The following is a 19,455-nucleotide window of genomic DNA, read 5'->3' on the forward strand; positions in this document are numbered from 1 at the left end:
GACCAGTGCCGTCGGGCCCGCAAGTTGAAGATCCGCGAGGACCCCAAGCCGCTCCGAGTTTTGCGCCAATGGGAGCGGCTATAGCGCGCCCAGAGGCGCTTTCCTTGCCCATAGCAGAGCGTTTTGGGCCTCCCGCAGATACCGCAACCGCCGTCAGGGTTGCCGCGGTGTCGGATCCGGCCAACACCGGCCTGTCGGCAGGCCCGAGCGACATGACGGGACCCGAAAGCCGGAAGGAAATGGCAATTCGGTCGAACATGACCGTGTTTGGCTTTGGCCCTCAGCCACAATTGACTGCGAATAGTGCATCTCCCTCGATTGATCCCGCGCTAATCGCCTCTGTCGTGCCAGAAAGGGTGGAACACCGCCCACGGTCGGATTTGCTGGAGGGCGTTCCCGAAGCATATGCGCAGATGGTCGAGGATATCGCGCGGCAAGAGGGCGTCGATGTCAATCTGATGCTGTCCATTATGCATGTGGAGAATGCCGGGTTTGATCCGGTTGCCGTCAGTCCTGCCGGTGCAATCGGGCTGATGCAGGTGATGCCCGCGACCGGCCAGGCATTCGGCGTGCATGATTTGACGGATCCAGCACAGAACATTCGGGCGGGTGCGCGCTTCCTGAAGGCGCTGACCCGCAAGTATCGGAATCCGGTTCTGATCGCCAGTGCCTACAACGCCGGAGAGCCGCAAGTCGATGTCCGCGCATCGCTCCCGTTGATCCGGGAGACGGCGGACTACGTGACCAGGGTCGTCGGCCTCTACACCAATTCATATACCCCTCCGAGCGTTGCCGGTGCTTCAAGAAACGACAAGGCTTTTGCGTCGGCGGGCAAAGCTGCGAGCGTCCCGCTAAAGCCGAAGACAGGAAAAGTGACGCGGGCTTCATCGTCAATGCTGGTCTACTCGGCCAGCGAAGGTGAGAAGCGTGATGTCGAGGAAATTGTGGAAGCAAGATCTGACCCGTCAGGGCCGGTGCGTATCGAAAAGGAAAGACAATGAAAGCGGTTCTTGGATCCATGGCGTTCAGAAGGACGCTCGTACACAGTTTTATGCTGATGATCTGCCTTGGAATTCTGTTCCTCTCGCACATCGATCCTGCGGCAGCCCAGAGCCTGCAAAAGCTGGAAAGCGCAGCGGACAGACTGGTCCAGTTCTTCACCGGAAAGTTCGGTCGTTCGGTCGGCGCCATGGCCTTCATCGGCATGTTCCTTGCCGCTGCTTTTGGATTTTGGTCCTGGGGTGCTTTGCTTCGGGTGGGCGGTGCACTTGCCGGCATGTTCGCTGCTGCGGAACTCGTCGACTTCCTTGCGGGCAACTAAGAGAGAAGGGCGGGGGAATGGCGGACCGCTACTACAATGAAACTGAAGAGGGGGACGAGCACATAGCGACGTTCCCCATCATCCTCGCTTTGACACGGCCGCCGACCATCCTCGGTGTGCCGTATCTTTACGTGTGCGTGGAAGGCTTTGCCGCGATGATGATCTACCTCGTCATGGGGTCGATCCTGTGGCTGCCGGCAGCATTGGCAATTTTTCACTCGATTCTGTACGTCCTCTGCGTGAAGGGTGACCTGTGGTTTTTCGATATTCTGTTCAAACAGTCTGCCTGCGGGATCAATCCGGTCGGCCGCGAGATTGGCGGCGGTGTGCGGACATACGGGGGATGATATGGTCTCGTTGGCGTTGAAATCATCATTGGTGAAGGGCTGGCAGGTCTTTGCGGACAAGTCGATTTCTACGCATGTGCCTTATCTGCGTCCGATCGAGAACGGGATCGTCAGGACCAAGAATGGCTGTCTCGTTTCAACAATCAAGTTGAATGGCTTTTCGTTCGAAACCGCCGACATTGACACTATCAATCTGTTGCAGAAAAACCGGAACACGGCGTTCCGCTCGATCGCGTCGATCGGCAGTTTTTCGATTTACACCCATGTGATCCGCCACAAGGTGAAGCCGTCGCTTGCCGCGGACTTTTCTGATCCGTTCATAACCCGGATGGATGAGGTCTATCAGCGCCATATCTCGCGCAATGAGATGTTCGTCAACGACATCTACGTGACGCTCGTCATTCGCCCGATGTTCAGACAAGGATCGGCGCGGTCCCGGGTTTTCTCAACCGGCAAAGGATCGCAGGAGCGCTCCATGCGCATGATGCGCGACAAGCTGGTCGAGGCGACGACCGCACTTGTGAAGGCACTTGATGCCTATGGCCCCAAAGTTCTGCGAGACGTCCAGCGGTATGAGGTCATCCTTGGGGATGGCAGGCATCTCTACCGCGATGTCGTGCCGGAACAGGGTTCGCCGGAGGAAACCAAACGCTATTGGTTCTCCGAACAATCGGAATTTTTCCATACGCTGCTGAATGGTGGCCGCGTGCGGCCAATACGGCTTGGCGCACTCTCCGTTGACCAGCTTTTGCCGGCACAACGCACCTCCATTGGCAATCGCACCATCCACCTTGAGGGCCACTCGGGCGACGATGAGCGGTTCGGCGCGATCGTATCGTTGAAAGAATATCCTCCGGAAACGGGTGCGGGCATGCTGGATTATGTTCTGAAGCTTCCCCATGAAATGATCGTCACGCAGTCCCTGTCGTTCCTTGACGATGTGGTGGCTCGTGGCCGAATCGATCGGCTGGATCGGCAGTTATCGAAAGCGGACGAAGCCGGTTCGACCGTGCAGGAGGATCTGATGATTGCGCGCGACCAGCTGGCGCGCAAGGAGGTCGCCTTTGCCGAACATCATCTGACAGTGATGCCAATTGGACGATCTGTTCCCAAGCTCGATGAGGCTGTGGCGGAAGTCGGCGCGCAGTTGGGGTCGATCGGCGCCTCCTATATCCGCGAAGATTTCAATTGCGAACCGTGCTATTGGGCGCAGTTGCCGGGCAATCACGACTATATCGCGCGCCGCGCGGTGATTTCGACCCTGAATTTCGCCGGCTTTTCCTCGTTCCACGCCTATCCCTATGGTCGTCCTGACGGCAACCATTGGGGATCTGCGATCACGATTTTCGAGACCACCTCGGGAACGCCATTTTTCTTCAATTTCCATGAGCGCGACGTCGGACATACGACGGTTTTCGGCCCAACAGGCTCGGGTAAGACCGTGGTCATGGGGTTCCTGATCCTTCAGGCGCACCGGGTTGACCGCAAGCTGAAGACGGTCGTGTTCGACAAGGATCGCGGTCTCGATCCGATGGTGCGTGCCGTGGGCGGCAACTACATGACACTCGATCCCGGTGCGCAGTCGGGCTGGAACCCCTTGATGTTGCCGAATACGCCGCAAAACCGGTCATTCCTCATGCGGTTGTTAAGCTACATGCTCAAGCCTGAGAACGGGACGAACCTGACGGCACAGGAAGAGAGCATTATTGAAAGCTCTCTTAAGACCATTATGAAAACCCGCGATGTGGCGATGCGGCGGCTGTCATCGTTGAAGACACTTTTTGAGGGGCGCGACCGTACGGATCGCGGTCTGTCGGTGCGGCTCGACAAGTGGATTGGCAGTGGCCCGAACGCCTGGCTGTTCGACAATGAAACCGATGACATGGATCTGTCATCGAGCTGCACCGGCTTCGACATGACCCGCATTCTGGAAGAGCCGACGGTGCGGACGGCGGCGCTTCTGTATATGTTCCATCGGCTCGACGAGATCTATGACGGCTCGCCCGTCATCAACCTGATGGACGAAGCGTGGCGGCTGCTCGACGATGAAGTGTTCATTGATTTCATGAAGGACTACTTCAAGACGATCCGTAAGCGCAACGGCCTTGTGATCTTTGGAACGCAATCGGCCTCGGACGTGGTGGACTCCAAGGTCGGGCGCACGATCATCGAGCAGACATCGACCAACATTTTCTTCGGCAATTCGAAGGCCGACGCCAATTCCTATCGCAAGCATTTCGGGTTGTCCCAGGCGGAATTCGAATGGGTCAAGAATGCTGATCCGGCGAGCCGGTTCATGCTGATCAAGCATGCAAAGGATTCGGTGATCGCGCGGCTCGACATGTCGCACATGATGGATTTCGTGAAGGTCTTGAGCGGCCGGGAATCGACCGTCAGGGAATGCGAAGGGCTGCGCGAAATGTATGGGGATGATCCGAAAAATTGGCTGGCCAGGTTTTGCGGCTGGGCGGAGAACCAAGGGGGCGACCATGAACGCCGCGGGCTTTAAGCAGACTGTGTCCTTCATGGTCTGTTCCGTTGCAATTCTTGCGACGCAGGCGGGCTATGCGCAGGTGCCGGTCATTGACGGTGTTCGCGAGAACATTCAGCAACAGACGAAGAATTGGTACAACCGCTACACCGAGGACATGCGCAAGCTCAGAGGCGGTTCCGGCGGTGTGACGGACAGTTTCGCGCCGGGCCAGGGATCGGGTTCGCCTGACGCCTGTTCTGATGCCGGCATGGGCGGCGATTCCACTGTTACCGGCAATTCGAACGTACCGCAAAGCCGGCAGGAAGTAGCCGACATGGTGAAAAGGATCGCACAGGAAGAAGCCGTTGATCCGAATTTTGCGCTGGCGCTCGCGCAACAGGAATCGCGGTTCAACCAGAATGCCCGCTCTCCCGTCGGTGCGATCGGCGTCATGCAATTGATGCCCGGTACTGCCCAGGAATTGGGCGTTAACCCCTATAATACCGAGGGCAATATTCGTGGGGGCATACGATATCTGAAGCAGAATTTGAACAAGTTCGGCGGACGCCTGGACCTCACGGCAGCCGCATACAATGCCGGCTCGAACCGGCAATCGCTGCGGGAAGGGCGGATCCCGAATATTCCGGAAACGCAGGATTACGTGCAGAAAGTCTCGGCGAATTTTAAGTCGTTCAAGGCAAAGGATGGTGATCTCGGACCAGGCGGGTCAGAAATAGCCCAGACCGTTGTCGGCAACGGTTTTGGCGGGTGCGGCGAACAGTTGAAAAAGGCATGGGATCGTAACACTGAAGCCCAACGGGCGCGCGGGCAGGTCATCAATGATCTGGTCAGGAAATCGCTCGAGGCAAACCAAAAATACAATCAGGCGTCACTTGAAGGTGTGCGCAGCATGTCGAACAGCGTCAAGGGTGCGGGTAGTGGCGGCCAAAACCCCGGTTTCGGCGCCATGACTCCCCTCGAAATCCAGTGCCCGTCGGGTGTGCTTAGTCTTGGATCAACGCGTTGTTACGCCATGCCGACGGCCATGACGAACGACCAGGTGCGCGAATGGCTGGCACAGTTGCAAAGTCAGGCACAGGCGAACAACGGCGTTGCGACTTTTGACGTGCAGCACGGCGATACCGGCGGGTTGGTCGCGATCGTCGAAACGAGGCCGCAGGATTGAGAGAATTATTTTTCATTGTGAAAAGGATAGCATGATGAGACGTATTTTGAGTGCCTTGGCTATCGTCGCCCTGATGGGAACGACAGGACATGCGCAGGTTCCCGTGACTGACGCGGCAAACATCAAGCAGTCAATGCAGATCAAGGAGCTGTCCCGGCAGATTCAGTCGGACACCTCGATCGTCAAGGACAACACGACGAGAACCCTGCAGGCGATTACAGGTGATCGCACACAGGATGCATCGCAATTCTCGAATCTCGCAACCGGTCACGGGTTCTCGATTGGCCAGGCTCCGGATTTTGCATCCATCCGGCAAGGGAACCAGGCGTCATTCGGTGGCATTGGCGGCGTGTTCCAGAACAATGCCGCGCAGCTGATCAATGGACTCAATTTGATCAAATCACTTGTCGATCAGTTCAGGGGCGGGGCGACGGCCAACAGCAAGAGCTATGACCAGGCTGTCCAGACGCTGACGACGATGACGGCGTTGACGGACGCCATGAATTCGTCGGCAAAGCAGCGGACGAATTCATTCCAAGGCGCGACCGAGCAGATCGGGCGGGCTCAAGACCTGAAAGGCGCGCTTGAGCAAAACACGCAAATGGTTTTGCAGGGAAATCAGACCACGAATGAAGCGGTGGGATCCTTGAATAATCAGGTTCATTTGCTATCGGAACAACAGCGCGCGGGCGTTGCTGCAATGTCAGAGCGGAACAAGGCACTTGCTCCGATCAGTGCCTCCGGCTCAGGCAGATGGCCGCAAGGCAATGATGTCGGATCACAGCTGAAGGCATTTCAGGAGCAGCAAAGTCAATAATGAAAAGAGCGATTATTCTGATCGTGGGCTGCGTAGGGATTTCATCCTGCGCGGCGCATAAGGACAAATTGGCGAAGTGCTCGGCGGATGAAAATCCAGTCCGGGCAACTGCCTACCATGAAACCCAAAAGCAACCATCGGCGCCGATGTTTGAGGTGCAGGAGAAGTTGGCCGCCGGGGATGGCTGCGGCCCGATGCGGTCCGTCAATCAATTCTGACCTTTTAGCCGATTTGGTGCTCAATCATGGAACTGCTCGTTACATTCTACGGGGATGCGATGACCTTTTTTGATAGGGTCAACGGCGAAAGTATCGGTCGTGCCTGGGGCGTGCTTGCGGAAAATCGCCAACTGATCACGTTGCTTTTTACATTGTTTGTTTCGCTTTATTTCCTGGGCGTTGCACTCGGCTATACACGCGGCAGCATCCAGGATGCAGCCGTTACCGCTTTGAAGGTCGTATTTGCCTATTCGCTGATCATGTCGTGGCCAGATTTTAACGATCTTATCGGTGAAGTGCTTATCAAAGGGCCGGAGCAGATCGGAGCGGCTATCGCATCGAAAATGGGTGGCATCGACATTGCAAACAATGGGATGGCCGGTCTCGTCAAAAATGTAGCGGTGAAGAGCTACAATTTCGCATCCGAGATTATGCGCGCAAATGATTCATGGGTCTCACCAAACATCATCGGCCTGTTGGCGATGTCGGTTATGCTGATCGGATTGATCCCTCTTTTGCTCATTTTGACCGGCGTTACGTTGTTTGGGAAATTCATTACCGCAATCATGCTGGCCATCGGGCCTTTCGCCATCATGGCTTACTTTTTTTCTCAAACCAGATTTGTCTTTGAATCGTGGCTGAAGGGTCTGGCTTTCGGCTTTTTCATGCTGCTCTTCACCTACGTCATCCTGGGGCTGTCATTCTCGTTCCTCGATCAGATCATGGGGGCAATTGGCAGCGGGGATTATGATAACACCGGAGTTGTCGCCAAGGTTGTCGCTTTGGCCTGCTATCTGCTGCTGATCGGGTTTTTTGTCTACAGGGTCCCGGATTTTGCACAGACGTTTGCCTTTGGCACTGCACTTGGCATTGGCGGGATGGGTGGCGGTGGCGCCATGGAGGTTGCCAGAGGAGCAGTCGCCACCGCCTCGGCAGTAAAAACGGGAGGCGCTTCCATGGCGTCCGGAGCAACAACGATGGGGAGGGGTGTCGCACGCGGGGCGCGAGGAGCAAGTGCCTTTTCCCGGCAGCTGACTGCGCGGATCCGGGGAGGAAATGGATAGGGTGTGTTCTCGCTAATCCGTAGCGTTAGCCAAGAACGACCGTGGCGATGCAAGTTTTTCTGGCCTTTCTAGCCGTTTCGCGTTAGCAACTAGAGTGTGATTTTTTACGCGATTGTGGATTCCACTCTACTGCTGTTCGTGCGGGATCTGTGGGAAATTCGGGGGTTCGTGTGGCGAGCAATGATTTAGAGGCAATCTATCGGGAAGGCGAAACGTGGCAGTCGCGCAATGGTCGCCTGAAAGGAATGATCGCCGTCATTCTGCTCGGCGTGGCGATCGCGGGCTGGGCTTTAGCGGGCATCATGGCTTTCACCATTTCGCAGATGTTCCCGCTGGTGAAATCGGAAGTGGTGCCGCTCATTGTCGACAAGAACACCGGCTACATGGAGACGGTAACGACCCTTGATCAGGACAACGATAAGGTGACGCAACAGCAAGCCGTCCGTGCCTCCTTTGTCGGCAATTATGTCTTGCGACGCGAGACCTATGATCCGCGTTATGTAGCCGATAATTACGACATGGTAGGGCTGTGGTCAGATCCGAATGGCGCAGCCTTTAAAGCCTACGAAGAGCTCATGAACCCTTCCAATCCGCGCGGACCTGTCGCCATGATCGGGACCGATGGTGAGATCCGGCCGGAAATCCTTTCGGTCAATCCCCTGAACGCAAACACCATGAATGTACGCTTCGAAACCAGGGAACGGGTCAAGGGCGGCAGTGTTGTCAATCGGTGGTCGGCAACGATCCGTTACAGGCAATTGCAGTTGCCGGCGTCGAATCGCGTGAGATTGTTCAATCCGCTCGGATTTGTTGTTACCGACTATGTGAAAGTGCCTGAAAGCATGCCGGGTGGGCTTGGTCAATGAAACGAGCTGGACTTGCATGTTTTATACTGGCTTTGAAACTATCTACGGCATCCGCTGAACTGGTCGCTCAACCCGGGCGCTCCGATCCGCGCGTTCGCAACGTTCCCTATTCAGCCGAACAGGTGGTGGTCGTTACGGGGACATATGGCCTGATCACCACGATCCTCTTTGGTGCCGATGAGGAAATTCTGACGGTTACAGCGGGTGACACGATCTCATGGCAGATCGTCGTTGCCGCCAACAGGAAGGCATTGACCCTGAAACCGATCGAAAAAGATGCGCCGACCAATATGTCGGTCATTACATCGAAACGCACCTACTCCTTTGAGTTGCAGGTCAATACGACGAAGTCGAAGCGGGAACAGACCTACAAGGTAAAATTCACCTATCCCGAGGAAGCGGGATTACGTGGCACGGCGGAAATGTGGCGTCAGGCCGAGGAGGCGACGAAGAGCCCCAACCTGAGGAACATTCGCCGCGACAAGGTGAATTTCGATTACGGTTTCAAGGGCGGCGACGGTGCCAAGCCGACCTGGGTCTTTGATGACGGTATCAAGACTTTTATGAAATTCACCGGAGATGTCCCTGCCATTTTTACCGTGGACGGGAAACGGCGGGAAAGCCTGATCAATTACAGGCGTGAAGGCGATTACATCGTGGTCGACACTGTCTCCCGTCAGTGGACGCTTCGGTATGGAACCGAGACGGAAACCTGCCTGTTCAATTTGCGCACGGCACCGGCTGATGTGCCTGCGCCGATTGAGGGCGCTGTCGCGCCACGGCGCATTGGAGCAGGAACGCCCTTTCAATCATCCTCTAATCAAAGTGTCAGGTGATGGGTGGGCCGATGAGCGATCCAAATTACCAGTCGTTGGAGACCGGCACTGGACCGGGAGTTGCGGTTAGGAAATCGTCCGTTGGTGGCGGCCGGATGTTGGCCCTTGTCCTTGCGGTGCTCGGATTCGGATTGATTGGCTATTTTCTGTTCATAGACGACGGGGCACAGGTCGAACCGTCGGAGCCCCCGCAAGGGGAGGAATTCGTGCCGGTTCGCTCACCTCAGCAGCAGGCATTCGTGCCGCCTCCGCCCCCGGAAATTCCCACCGTGACTGTACCGACCGCACCCCCTCCGCCGCCACCGCCGCCACCGGCAGAACAAGCTCCCGTGCTTGAGGCCGCGCCGGTAGAAGTGCGCGAGCCGGATTGCGAGGAAAACGCCACTGACAAGGCAACACATCCGAAATGCATCGAGCTCGAACGCCAGCGCAAGTTGCTTGAGCGCATTCGTTCCAACGTCGTGGTCATCGATGCCGGTAATGCCGGTACCAATGCTGCGGCAATGGCCGGTGGCGGCAACGGGGTTGCTGGGGACGGCAGCGGGATGGAAGGCGAAGACGGAGCAGGTGGCAGTGGGAATGGCAGTGGTGGCGGCCGGGTAGCCGATGCTGATCGCGCCTTCTTGTCGCAAATGGGCGGCGCCGGTTTTGAAACCTCTGTGGCGAACAAAAATAAACGTCCGGACGCGTGGATCCCGCAAGGGTCGATGATCCGCGGAACCCTGGAAACAGCCATCAATTCCGATCTCGCCGGCATGGTGAAGGCAATCGTTCGGCAGGATGTTTATTCGTTCGATGGGCGGCGCATCCTGATTCCGGCCGGATCCTCGCTTGTCGGCGATTACAAGACAGGCGTCACGCGCGGTCAGGAACGCATTTTCATCGTGTGGACGCGCATGATCCGCGCCGATGGTGTGTCGGTGCAACTCGGTTCTTACGGTACGGACGCGTTGGGGCGTTCGGGGTTGACCGGCAAGGTTGATCGAAAATACTGGGAGCGGTTCGGTCCGCCAGCCCTGTTGACGATGGTTGGCGGCTTCGCACAGTACGTGGCGGCGCTCGGTGACGACAACGGTAATCAAAACGTCACGGTCATCGATTCCTCGACCGGCAATGTGATTTCGGTTCCCTCCAGCAATAATTCGTCGGGCGAGAATCCAAAGCAGATCGCTGCAGAAACTGTCGCGGCCGGTATCCAGCAAATGGCGGCCGAAGCGTTCAAGGATAGCAACAGCATCCAGCCGACAATTCACGTCGATCAAGGGGCGGAGATCAACGTGTTTGTTACCCGCGATCTCGATTTTTCCGATCTTTACCCGGATCCCGTGCGGCAGGAATTCGAACGGCTGCGGAAGGCACGCATCAGAAAATGAATGCCAATCTTAACAATCCGGCACGGTATTTTCTGGAAGAAGCCCTGGCGCCCATTCGAGAATTCCTGGAGGACGGCAAAGTCGTGGAAATCTCGTGCCAGAAACCGAACGAAGTCTGGATCGAACGATCGGGAACGCTCGAGATGGAAAAACACACTGTCGAAGGCTTGGACAGCGCGGCGATCGCGCTGATGGCGGAGCGCACGGCCGCGCATTCAAGCCAGGTGGTGAATGAGGAAAACCCGCTTTTGTCGGCCACATTGCCGGACGGCGAGCGCATTCAATATGTCCTTAATCCGACGTCCGTAACCGGCCATTGTTTTTCCATCCGCAAGCAGGTGCTTCGGCGCATGACTCTCGAGGATTACGGCGCTGCCGGCGCCTTCAAGCGGACACGCGTTGCCGGCGACGATTTCATTGACGAGGTCGATATCGAGTTGTCGCGCTTGCTACAGGCGGGCGAAATCCGTCAGTTCCTTGAAATCGCAGCACGCAGTCATAGAAGCATGATTGTCAGTGGGGGCACGTCCACCGGTAAAACCACATTCCTCAATGCCATGTTGACGGCGATCCCGAGCAACGAACGGTTCGTCATGATGCAGGATGCGCCCGAACTTGAACCAATGCAGGAAAATGTTGTGTCCCTGACCGCATCGAAAGGGGACCAGGGGCGCGCCAAGGTCAGCATGACTTCGCTGCTTGCGGCTGCATTGCGTCTGCGCCCGGACCGGATTTTCATGGGCGAGCTCAGAGGCGAGGAAGCTTTTGACTTCCTCAATGCCATCAACACCGGTCATCCGGGATCGATGACAACGATCCACGCCAACTCGCCGCGCCATGCCTTTGACCGGCTTTCGACACTGGTGCTGAATAGCGGTGTCCGCATGGATCGGGCTGACATCATCAGTTACATCAAGTCCATCGTCCCAATCGTGGTGCAGCTGAAAAAAGGCGATGAACATGGCGGTCGGGGCCTGAGTGAAATCTTTTTCGCCGATGAGGTTGATCAAAATGGAAAGCGCAAACACCGTTAAGCGAGACGGTCGCATGTCGACTGCTATGCTGAGCTTTCGGCAGCGGTTTTTCACGGAGCTTGATTTACCGGCACGATGGGGCCGCATCCGGCGGCAATCCTGGCTGACATTTCCATTTGCCTTGCTGACCGCCTTCGCCGTGTGGTTGGTCTTATTCCTTTTCCTCTATGACATATACGTCACCTCATTCGGCACAGGGTCCTATTTTGATTACGCGCTGGTAGCTCCCTTTGCAGACGTGGTGAAATCCACCTGGGGGCTGATTGGACGGCGCGATACCGCCGGGATTTTCATCCTCGCCCTGGTGCTCGCTGCCCCGCTCATGTTCACCGTCCTGGTATTGTGGATGCTCAAGGGCGGCCGGGCCTTCTCGCGTCACATCCTGTACCTGCTGCATATCCGATCGACCCGCCGACTGGTGGGTATCGTCATCATGGGTCAGTTTCTTAGCGTCTCAGCCGTCGTGGTCTATTCCGTCGTCTTTTACGTGGTGGCGACCGAATTTGAAAAGCGAACGGATCTTGCAAAACTCTATTTCGAAAAGCCACTTGCAATGGCAACGACCCCGTTCGGGTTGATCGATCCGTCCGGCGCTGTGGTCAAGGCTCCAGGCAAGATCCGGCGTGCCGGCGTTCTGGCATTTCTGGCCGCAATTGCCGGCATCGGGTTTCCTGTGGGCCTGGCAATCCAGAAGCGCGGCCGGATGGTTTATGGTGGGGCGCGACTGGGCACATTGACGGATGCAGCCGATTTCGGGCTGCGCAAAAAGCGCGGCGTGGTTCTCGGAACCAGGCAGGGTTTGTTGCTGGTCGATGACAGTGACAAGCATGTGCTGGTGATCGGCTCGCCAGGTCAAGGCAAGTCACGTAGCCTTGTTATACCATCCATGATGCGGTTTGGCGGATCGATGTTCGTCCTCGACTTCGGCGGCGAGCTTTTCAAGGACATGGCCGGGTGGCTTTCGGCGGATGGTTATAGTGTCCATGTGATTGCGCCGGGCAAAAACGAAACCGATGGCTTTAATCCGTTTGACTTTATCAGCTCGGATCCCATTCAACGCATAACGGATCTGCAGAAGCTCTCCTTGATGATCATGCCGGAGCGGGTTCGCTCGGATGCTTCGGATTTTTGGGAGGAAAGCGCCCGAATTCTGCTGACCGCATTGATGGCGTTCATCATCGAATGTCCTGACACGCGCAAGACACTGGGCGAATTGCAACGGATCCTCGGCTCGATGCCGGACGAGCGCGAGGCGATCACCCAGCTGATGGAAAAATACGAACATACGCTGAGCGATGCGACGCGCATGCAGCTCGACAAATTCCGCGGCCGTCATGATAAGCTGGGCGAGGGCATTGCGGCCGAGATTGGCGCCAAGATCGACGTTCTCCAGAACAGAAACCTCGAGGCAATGCTGTCGGCGACAACGATACCGCTGAAGGATATCCGCAATCGCAAGATGGCAATCTTCCTCGATGTCGACCTTCAGTCTGTGCGTATTTTTGAGCGGTTCATTTCTCTGCTCATTGAAACCACGATGGACATTTTTATCAAGCAAGGACCATTGCGCGACAACCAGCATGATGTGATGGTTATGCTTGATGAATTTGGCAATGCCGGCCGGTTGGACACGATCCTGACGCAGGCGCCGCTGATGCGAAAATACGGCATCCGATTTGTCTCGATCTTGCAGGACAGTGCGCAGCTCGAACGCCTGTATGAGAAAACCGGCCGCGAGATCATAGCCGGATCATCGACGATCAAGCTCTACATGAATTTTCAGAACCCGCGGGACGCCCAATACATTTCTTCCATCGCCGGCAAGACCACGGAATGGCTGCCAACCTCATCTTACACATACCGGCATGGCCGCCGCGATCGACAGGCTTCGATGATGCCGGTGCAAAAGGATCTCCTCTCGGTTTCCGATCTGATGATGCTGAAACCGGAGGAATCGATCCTGCATGTTGCCGGGGCGCCGATATTCAAGGTGCTTAAGGTCGAAGGCAGTGACGACCTGCGCTTCGGTGCTTACACGAAGTGCAAGAACCCGCCTCGGCCGAAAATGGAAATCATCGAAACTGATGGCATCGATGAGGGCGCAAGGTTCAACAAGGACGGATCAACTATATATGTTTCCACGCTGGATGGTCTGCGACAACGTCTTGGACTTAATCCCTTGCGGGAAGCCGGTGTCGATTTAGCGGCGGCACTAATAGGCGATGGTGAAGGCCGGGATCGCAAAGACAATCAGCCCGACAAAGAAATGAAAACCGATCTCGTTGATATGAAGGCGCTGCGAGGAGAGGCTTGGGAGGGAGTTCGCGAAAAGACCCTGAATGAGAAATATTTCGAGCGCGCCGAGAATGTTGTCGTGGTCGACAACACTATGGTGGGTTCGCCCATCATTACCGCAGAAGAACTCCGTGAGGGGTTCGGGATCGGCAACCATGATCATTGGGAATTGCCGGATGGTCTTCTGGATGGCACGATCCAAACCGACAATGCAGACCCCCTCGAAATCAATGCCGGAATCATGGCCCTTGTCAACGCTGCCAGGCAATCCATCAAAACAGAGCCGAAAGAAGCCTTCGAAGAACTCGAGATGGCAGTTTCCGATCCATTGCAGGAGGAAGACTGGCCAAGGCAGAAAAGCGAGTGACATCCGCCTCGGCCACACCTGAATTTCGTACAAGTCCTTATGCGTGGCGCCGCTTGTCATCCCGCAGACACGAAATTCAATTCCGCGATCAGAAAGCACGAATACAGCGCCCTTGCGCTTGGTCGCTATTGCCGGTTTTGATGTCGGTATCAATTCGAGCTGCTTGGGTAGAGTCCTCCCCTCCGCTCATTGAAGCCGGTTCCCGCGCCTCCGACGTAGGCCTGATCTCCCATCCGCAACGGGACTTGGCTTTGGCCAACATCCGAGAGCGCCGCCGTTCTATAGATAACCTAATTGGAAGAGTCCGCCCGTGAGGACGACAATCGGCTTACGCCACCCCTGATGAGCCTGTTTTTTCGAGCTTCAAAAACAGATCAAACCAAAACCGATACTCGGGTGGTTTTCGACCATCATCCGCCGCAAACGCACAATAGGCTACCGACGTCAGCGGATCTTTGCGATACTTGTCGATCGCCGCATTGATTGCCTCCTCCTCGGTGAAAACTTCCCAGCCTTCAATTACTGTCATGATTTCTCACGTGGCCTGCTCCCAACTATTTCCGACAGGACTAAGGGGTCAAGAAGTAGCGATGACAAGTCCTCTCTCTGCCGTCGGCTGCCAGACATTTCTAACGCTTTGGCCCTACGGCGCAAACTGTACTTGCGGCGAGAAGGTTCCATGCGACCTTAATAAGGCTGTAAACCCCGACAGCCGAGCCCCGGCGTAGCTCCATCTTAGGCTGGTCGCTAAGCCAGCTTGAAGTGCGGATCGTTCCAAGGCGACCCGGCAGGTTCCGCCTTTTCCGCCATGTGTGCTTCGATGGCGCTGATCGATCCCTGTATTGCACTGAGTGCAACAAGCGATTTGTCATTCTCTCCGCTCTTTAACATCGCGGTTATTGCGATAGACCGTCTGACCTTAAGCCTGGCTAGGAGCTCGCTTTTGTCCATTTCTTTCTCCATTGGGTTTTTTCACGCGGCAAGCGGGTCATTCTCAGGATGCGGCTCAAAAACATATGTGTCCCCGTAAGCACCACGAAAACACGCGCGATGGCAAGCTCACTCGCGGTTCGCCCTGCTTTTTGCAGGCTCTTCGTGGAGCTCAACCTGATGATATGCGTCGGCACATCGCCAATCTTCACCATCATTGAATTGAAGCTCGTGTCTTGCCTTCCGCCTCATCGTGACGCTGCAGGAGAGCGGTACAGAATGACGCGCCCCGTTGGAAAGATCTGGGAAAGATAGTCGAAATCCCGGATGTTTCCGGTAAGCACACTCGCACCCAATTGCCGCGCCTGCAGGAAAATCAGAGCATCATTGACAAACCGGCGCTCGTGACCCTCACCCTTTGGCACGTTGCTCAAGCGAAAGAGCAACCCGGCGAGGACGCCGGCGTGCCCCCAGGTAGCTGAGTCCGGGGCATGAAGCCTGTGCTCCGGTATGTCCTCTACCGTCGCCTGGACTGTTTCCAGGACCGACTTCGTTGAAGCATGTTTCGGATCCAGGCGGCCAAAGGCGTGGGTCAGCTCAGAGAGACACACAGCCGAATGGTGGCATAGCCGATACGTTAGAAGCGCATCCACTTGCGCCGGCGATCGCCCCTGCAGCACATCCAGATAGACGCTGGTGTCCAGAAACAATGGACCACCAATGGTTGGCTCGTCATCTACCCAAGGCAAATCATCATCGGCCCGACGCTCGAGCGTTCCCCAGCGTTTCTGGGGCTTCAGTGATCGGAGGGTCTCGAAGAGATCAAACCCCAAGATCGATGTCCGTTGGAATGCTGCCTTTCCGGCCGACGAGGCGGGCGCCAAAATCGTCCTCCAGTGCCAACCGCGACAGGGCCAGTTCCAACAGCTCGGTGTCGGAAGTGACGTGAGCTCGCTTCTTCGCGGCTTCGACCAACTCCGATGGCACACGCCCCGACAAACGGGTATTTTTCGTGGTGCCGAGAAGGCCAACCGCCCGCGCTTGCTCAAGCACCAGCTTGTTGCGGGTCAACGCAACCTTTGCCTCGCTTTCTGCAGCGGAACGGATTTGGGCACCCATGATAGCCTCCTGTGTTGAACATAACATAGATACCGTTCAACATGAAAGCAAGGCGCATCTTTAGGCTGGCAGCTGGCTTTTTCTTGTATGAGGGGCAATTTCGGGGCCTGGCCCACGCGTTGGCGTCTAGCCCAGGCGAATGCTCCGGACTTCCGGGCCCTTCTTGCCCTGCCCGCATTCGACTAAAACCTTCTGTCCCTCCACCAACACGCTGAGCCCTGAGCGGGTCAGCGCTGTGGCATGGACGAATACGTCCTTCTCACCGTTATCGGGAGCAATGAAGCCGAAGCCCTTTTCGGGATTGTACCATTTAACCGTGCCCGCGCTCTCCAGCTGGTCACCTGTCTCGGCAGGGGATTCTCCCGCGCGGTGCGTATGTGCCGGAGTTTTAGCGATCTGGTGGTCGATTTCCAGAACTTGCACGACCTGATGGCCTCGTGGACTTTCTTCGACCGTGACCTTGAGACGCGTCTCCTCGGAAACACCGCGGCTTCCGGCTGCCTCCAACTGTCGGACGTGCAGATAGGCCTCCGTGCCATCCGAGAGTTTGACGAAGCCAAAACCCTTGCTGGCGTTGAACCAGATCACCTCCGCGTCGACAGGGTCTGCGGTCCTAGTCGACGGGCGCTGAAAATAGCTTGGTTCGGACGTCCGTTCCAAAAAGGAAATGAGGTTATCGTCATGCCGATGCCGGCGTGGCTCGCGATGGTCTCGATATTTGCCCATGATCGTCTCGATTGGCATGAAGGGCACACTGCGCTTCCGTTAGGATAATATCCTTATCGGACGACGCGGTGGTGTCAAATGCAATTATGGCGCATGTCTTGCTTTCGCAATGAGGTCTGGCGCTGCATCCTTCCCCTCAGTTCGCTCAATGTTGAGACGGTACGCAGCCGGCACCGATTAACCGCATTATAGATAGTCCCAGCGGCTATTCTGACGGCCTTGGCAAGGGGGGCATGGATTCACTGCAAACCGAAATAGCGCGTTTCCTGGCCGAAAAGGCGATGAGGTAACCGCAGGGACCAGTCTGTGAAGCCCTCGTTCCAACGTTAACAGATTGGTTCAAACCGAGAAGCAATCATTTGATTTTGTTTGATGGTATACGAGGACAAGGCCGACGGTTCCAAATTGTTCCACCGCCGAAGCCAGTCTGACATCATCTCCAGTTTGCAGCCAATCTTATGGTTAAAATATCGGGGGGTCAGCGCCAACGCGTGGCGATGCGACGTGCGACCATTCGGCGCCTCATGGCGTTTTTTGAGGAATGAGCCGGTCTTCAGGATATTCTTATAGGAAGTAGCAATGGCAGTGGTGGTCAAGGTGCAAACAGGGCTCACGCGTGCGATTTGATTTTCGCAAAGACGACGCGGTTGCGGCCTTGTTCCTTGGCCTGCAAGAGACAATCATCAGCTGTTGCCAAAAGGTGTTCAAGTGTCTGGCCGGGCTCGTGAAACGAGACGCCGATGCTCACGGTCATGGATAACTCCTTGTCCTGAACATTGCGGGAGATTCTCCGGGCTCCCAGCAATATCTTCTCCGCCATCCAGGCCGCCTGTCCAAAGTCCGCGTCGGTGAGGAATATCGCGAATTCTTTTCCGCCAAAGCGCGCTCCCACATCGCGCCTGCCCAGTGTCTCCCGGATCATTGTGCCAAGTTCCAGGAGCACGCCATCGCCAATCACGTGACCGAATTTGTCATTAATGGTCTTGAAACGATCGGCGTCAATGTAAAGAACGGCCCCGGCACTCAATGCAGGATTGCTATTTCGGATCAGACGCTCGGCGCGGAGATGGAATTCATGGCGTGTCGTAAGTCCGGTCATACCATCCTTGCGAAACGCCGTTTCAAGTTCCTCTGCCATTACTTTCAGCTTGTAGTTCTGCCCAATTAGAAATGCCCCCAAGGGACCGCCGACTACAAGTACGATCAGGGTTGTCAAATAGACCGTTTTGTCCGCACGGTCATATCCGCCGAGATGGAAGAAGACCACCGCGAGAACATTTGCCAATATGCTCCCAAGCACAAGCAAAAGAACAATTTGCTTGATTGGCGCCATACCATCAAATTTCAACTCGAGAAGATTGTAATATTTCATCGTAGTCCTCCACCACAATGGATGGACAATAGGTATATTGAATTGAAAGTACACATCTACCGCACGAAAGCAGTCCCCATTCTATTTTTATTGTAAATATTCGCAACAGGCGACCTGGGCTCTGGTACAGCCAAGCATACTCGTCGTGTGTGGCCGAGAGCGGATTGTCACTAGATTTTTTACCCTGACCAGTCTTCTTCCAATAGCGGTTCGAAAACTGCGGCTTCTAGTTCTTCGACAGCTCCTGTCAACTCAGGGTTGACGGATTATCCGCGGCCTTAACAAGCGCCATTATTCCATCACCGAGCTCGGTCGGGTCCAGTTGTCAGCGTGCATCGTGCCGTCCAACAGTATTCCCGAAGTTCTCGATGATCGCGATTGCCAATCCAAATGCCTCGCTCAGTTCACCTTTAGCGAGGTCCGGCGAACGCACCCACATCGTCGTCAATCCCGACAGTATTCTCAGCCCGTTCGAAATATTCATCGTCCATTCACGCAGCCGCCAATCGACCTTGGCTACCGTAGGGATTGAGACCGAGGCGAGCTCGTAATCCGGCCAAGGGTGAAAAAATATATGGCAGATCGATTGTCGATGATTTTCGTTTCCGGGATTGTGGGGTCTAACTCAATTGCTACGGCGGGCAGGGCAGGGCAGTCGGACAGTAATGTTATTGGCGTTCTGCACCCAAACACGTCCGCGGGTTCGCGTTCCCTCATCGTCGCCCAGATCACACGTGTAGCGAGTGCGATCGCAACCAAATGGCGCGGTTTGCGCTCCATCATTTGCATGAGGATCATCTATTGCTAGTGGACAACACGAGCGCCCGTCAATGCCTTAGTTCTTCACTGCCCAAGTCGACGTGCGTTGTAGCCCAAGCTGGCTCGATCACTGTCCGCTATCGTTTCGTTGTGCTGATTCGGTGACGTTCTCGACGGAGGAGCGGCCAGACGTGGTGGGTCGAACAGCTTAGGCTGATTCCGATCAGCGCGCACCTGGAGGAACACCCCAAAGCACTAAGGCGACAGACGGAAGAACTCAGGCCGATTGGGCCTGACTAACATGAATGAGATTGTGTGGAATGGTGCTTTGGCAGAACCATGCATTGTCTTA

Annotated in this window: 19 protein-coding genes; 12 read left to right on the plus strand and 7 right to left on the minus strand. The window is 55.9% G+C overall.

The genetic code is table 11. The annotated features are described in order from the left end of the window. Positions 1-104 precede the first annotated feature (104 nt). The 12 genes from CU103_RS25405 to CU103_RS25465 all read left to right on the plus strand — a co-directional run bounded on the left by CU103_RS25405 (position 105) and on the right by CU103_RS25465 (position 14,197). Complete coding sequence (locus tag CU103_RS25405) at positions 105-1,001, plus strand: lytic transglycosylase domain-containing protein (RefSeq protein WP_245449001.1); 897 nt, start codon at positions 105-107, stop codon at positions 999-1,001. After that, positions 998-1,321, plus strand: coding sequence for a TrbC/VirB2 family protein (locus CU103_RS25410; RefSeq protein ID WP_106666818.1), 324 nt, complete (start codon positions 998-1,000; stop codon positions 1,319-1,321). The genes CU103_RS25405 and CU103_RS25410 overlap by 4 nt, the downstream gene beginning before the upstream one ends. A gap of 17 nt (positions 1,322-1,338) precedes the next feature. Continuing rightward, on the plus strand, positions 1,339-1,668 hold the full coding sequence (locus tag CU103_RS25415; protein WP_106666819.1) for a VirB3 family type IV secretion system protein: 330 nt from the start codon (positions 1,339-1,341) through the stop codon (positions 1,666-1,668). Between the two features lies 1 nt (position 1,669). Next, positions 1,670-4,177, plus strand: a complete 2,508-nt coding sequence (locus tag CU103_RS25420; RefSeq protein WP_106666820.1) for a VirB4 family type IV secretion/conjugal transfer ATPase — start codon at positions 1,670-1,672, stop codon at positions 4,175-4,177. Continuing rightward, positions 4,158-5,327 carry a lytic transglycosylase domain-containing protein gene (locus tag CU103_RS25425; protein WP_106666821.1) on the plus strand — a complete coding sequence of 390 codons (1,170 nt, stop codon included), beginning with the start codon at positions 4,158-4,160 and terminating at the stop codon, positions 5,325-5,327. Before CU103_RS25420 ends, CU103_RS25425 begins: the two co-directional genes overlap by 20 nt. A gap of 31 nt (positions 5,328-5,358) precedes the next feature. Further along, positions 5,359-6,144 (plus strand): conjugal transfer protein, encoded by a 786-nt coding sequence (locus CU103_RS25430; protein WP_245449002.1) that lies wholly within the window; start codon positions 5,359-5,361, stop codon positions 6,142-6,144. Between the two features lie 244 nt (positions 6,145-6,388). Continuing rightward, the gene (locus CU103_RS25440; protein WP_106666823.1) at positions 6,389-7,426 is read left to right on the plus strand and encodes a TrbL/VirB6 family protein; all 1,038 of its coding nucleotides are present in this window, start codon (positions 6,389-6,391) and stop codon (positions 7,424-7,426) included. Between the two features lie 170 nt (positions 7,427-7,596). Next, positions 7,597-8,292 (plus strand): VirB8 family type IV secretion system protein, encoded by a 696-nt coding sequence (locus CU103_RS25445; RefSeq protein ID WP_245449003.1) that lies wholly within the window; start codon positions 7,597-7,599, stop codon positions 8,290-8,292. After that, a complete protein-coding gene (locus CU103_RS25450; RefSeq protein WP_106666824.1) occupies positions 8,289-9,128 on the plus strand; it encodes a TrbG/VirB9 family P-type conjugative transfer protein in 840 nt (279 codons plus the stop codon). The genes CU103_RS25445 and CU103_RS25450 overlap by 4 nt, the downstream gene beginning before the upstream one ends. An 11-nt stretch (positions 9,129-9,139) precedes the next feature. Continuing rightward, positions 9,140-10,501 carry a type IV secretion system protein VirB10 gene (gene virB10 / locus CU103_RS25455; protein ID WP_106666882.1) on the plus strand — a complete coding sequence of 454 codons (1,362 nt, stop codon included), beginning with the start codon at positions 9,140-9,142 and terminating at the stop codon, positions 10,499-10,501. Beyond that, positions 10,498-11,535, plus strand: a complete 1,038-nt coding sequence (gene virB11 / locus CU103_RS25460; protein ID WP_106666825.1) for a P-type DNA transfer ATPase VirB11 — start codon at positions 10,498-10,500, stop codon at positions 11,533-11,535. Before virB10 ends, virB11 begins: the two co-directional genes overlap by 4 nt. Before the next feature lie 13 nt (positions 11,536-11,548). Then, positions 11,549-14,197 carry a type IV secretory system conjugative DNA transfer family protein gene (locus CU103_RS25465; RefSeq protein ID WP_170117126.1) on the plus strand — a complete coding sequence of 883 codons (2,649 nt, stop codon included), beginning with the start codon at positions 11,549-11,551 and terminating at the stop codon, positions 14,195-14,197. A gap of 328 nt (positions 14,198-14,525) precedes the next feature. Here CU103_RS25465 and CU103_RS25470 read toward each other — a convergent pair whose 3' ends face one another. The 7 genes from CU103_RS25470 to CU103_RS31605 all read right to left on the minus strand — a co-directional run bounded on the left by CU103_RS25470 (position 14,526) and on the right by CU103_RS31605 (position 18,828). Then, complete coding sequence (locus tag CU103_RS25470; RefSeq protein ID WP_342588914.1) at positions 14,526-14,726, minus strand: hypothetical protein; 201 nt, start codon at positions 14,724-14,726, stop codon at positions 14,526-14,528. 218 nt (positions 14,727-14,944) lie between these two features. Next, positions 14,945-15,148, minus strand: coding sequence for a hypothetical protein (locus CU103_RS25475; RefSeq protein WP_106666827.1), 204 nt, complete (start codon positions 15,146-15,148; stop codon positions 14,945-14,947). A gap of 227 nt (positions 15,149-15,375) precedes the next feature. Next, complete coding sequence (locus CU103_RS25485; protein ID WP_106666829.1) at positions 15,376-15,960, minus strand: type II toxin-antitoxin system VapC family toxin; 585 nt, start codon at positions 15,958-15,960, stop codon at positions 15,376-15,378. Continuing rightward, a complete protein-coding gene (locus CU103_RS25490; protein ID WP_106666830.1) occupies positions 15,950-16,246 on the minus strand; it encodes a hypothetical protein in 297 nt (98 codons plus the stop codon). The genes CU103_RS25485 and CU103_RS25490 overlap by 11 nt, the downstream gene beginning before the upstream one ends. Positions 16,247-16,372: 126 nt before the next feature. After that, a complete protein-coding gene (locus CU103_RS32580) occupies positions 16,373-16,972 on the minus strand; it encodes a cold-shock protein (protein WP_106666884.1) in 600 nt (199 codons plus the stop codon). A 610-nt stretch (positions 16,973-17,582) separates the two neighbouring features. Further along, complete coding sequence (locus CU103_RS25500) at positions 17,583-18,344, minus strand: GGDEF domain-containing protein (RefSeq protein WP_106666831.1); 762 nt, start codon at positions 18,342-18,344, stop codon at positions 17,583-17,585. Positions 18,345-18,669: 325 nt separating this feature from the next. Continuing rightward, positions 18,670-18,828 carry a hypothetical protein gene (locus tag CU103_RS31605; RefSeq protein ID WP_170117127.1) on the minus strand — a complete coding sequence of 53 codons (159 nt, stop codon included), beginning with the start codon at positions 18,826-18,828 and terminating at the stop codon, positions 18,670-18,672. Between the last annotated feature and the right edge of the window lie 627 nt (positions 18,829-19,455).

It is taken from the genome of Phyllobacterium sophorae (assembly GCF_003010965.1).
Classification (GTDB): Bacteria; Pseudomonadota; Alphaproteobacteria; order Rhizobiales; family Rhizobiaceae; genus Phyllobacterium; species Phyllobacterium sophorae.

Bases quoted from the DNA above. Each gene is read 5' to 3' on its own strand.
- CU103_RS25470 (WP_342588914.1), bottom strand. From the start codon at position 14,726: ATGACAGTAATTGAAGGCTGGGAAGTTTTCACCGAGGAGGAGGCAATC.
- CU103_RS25475 (WP_106666827.1), bottom strand. From the start codon at position 15,148: ATGGACAAAAGCGAGCTCCTAGCCAGGCTTAAGGTCAGACGGTCTATC.
- CU103_RS25420 (WP_106666820.1), top strand. From the start codon at position 1,670: ATGGTCTCGTTGGCGTTGAAATCATCATTGGTGAAGGGCTGGCAGGTC.
- CU103_RS25425 (WP_106666821.1), top strand. From the start codon at position 4,158: ATGAACGCCGCGGGCTTTAAGCAGACTGTGTCCTTCATGGTCTGTTCC.
- CU103_RS25410 (WP_106666818.1), top strand. From the start codon at position 998: ATGAAAGCGGTTCTTGGATCCATGGCGTTCAGAAGGACGCTCGTACAC.
- CU103_RS25465 (WP_170117126.1), top strand. From the start codon at position 11,549: ATGTCGACTGCTATGCTGAGCTTTCGGCAGCGGTTTTTCACGGAGCTT.
- virB10 (WP_106666882.1), top strand. From the start codon at position 9,140: ATGAGCGATCCAAATTACCAGTCGTTGGAGACCGGCACTGGACCGGGA.
- CU103_RS25440 (WP_106666823.1), top strand. From the start codon at position 6,389: ATGGAACTGCTCGTTACATTCTACGGGGATGCGATGACCTTTTTTGAT.
- virB11 (WP_106666825.1), top strand. From the start codon at position 10,498: ATGAATGCCAATCTTAACAATCCGGCACGGTATTTTCTGGAAGAAGCC.
- CU103_RS25490 (WP_106666830.1), bottom strand. From the start codon at position 16,246: ATGGGTGCCCAAATCCGTTCCGCTGCAGAAAGCGAGGCAAAGGTTGCG.
- CU103_RS25500 (WP_106666831.1), bottom strand. From the start codon at position 18,344: ATGAAATATTACAATCTTCTCGAGTTGAAATTTGATGGTATGGCGCCA.
- CU103_RS25450 (WP_106666824.1), top strand. From the start codon at position 8,289: ATGAAACGAGCTGGACTTGCATGTTTTATACTGGCTTTGAAACTATCT.
- CU103_RS25430 (WP_245449002.1), top strand. From the start codon at position 5,359: ATGATGAGACGTATTTTGAGTGCCTTGGCTATCGTCGCCCTGATGGGA.
- CU103_RS31605 (WP_170117127.1), bottom strand. From the start codon at position 18,828: ATGAATATTTCGAACGGGCTGAGAATACTGTCGGGATTGACGACGATG.
- CU103_RS25415 (WP_106666819.1), top strand. From the start codon at position 1,339: ATGGCGGACCGCTACTACAATGAAACTGAAGAGGGGGACGAGCACATA.
- CU103_RS32580 (WP_106666884.1), bottom strand. From the start codon at position 16,972: ATGGGCAAATATCGAGACCATCGCGAGCCACGCCGGCATCGGCATGAC.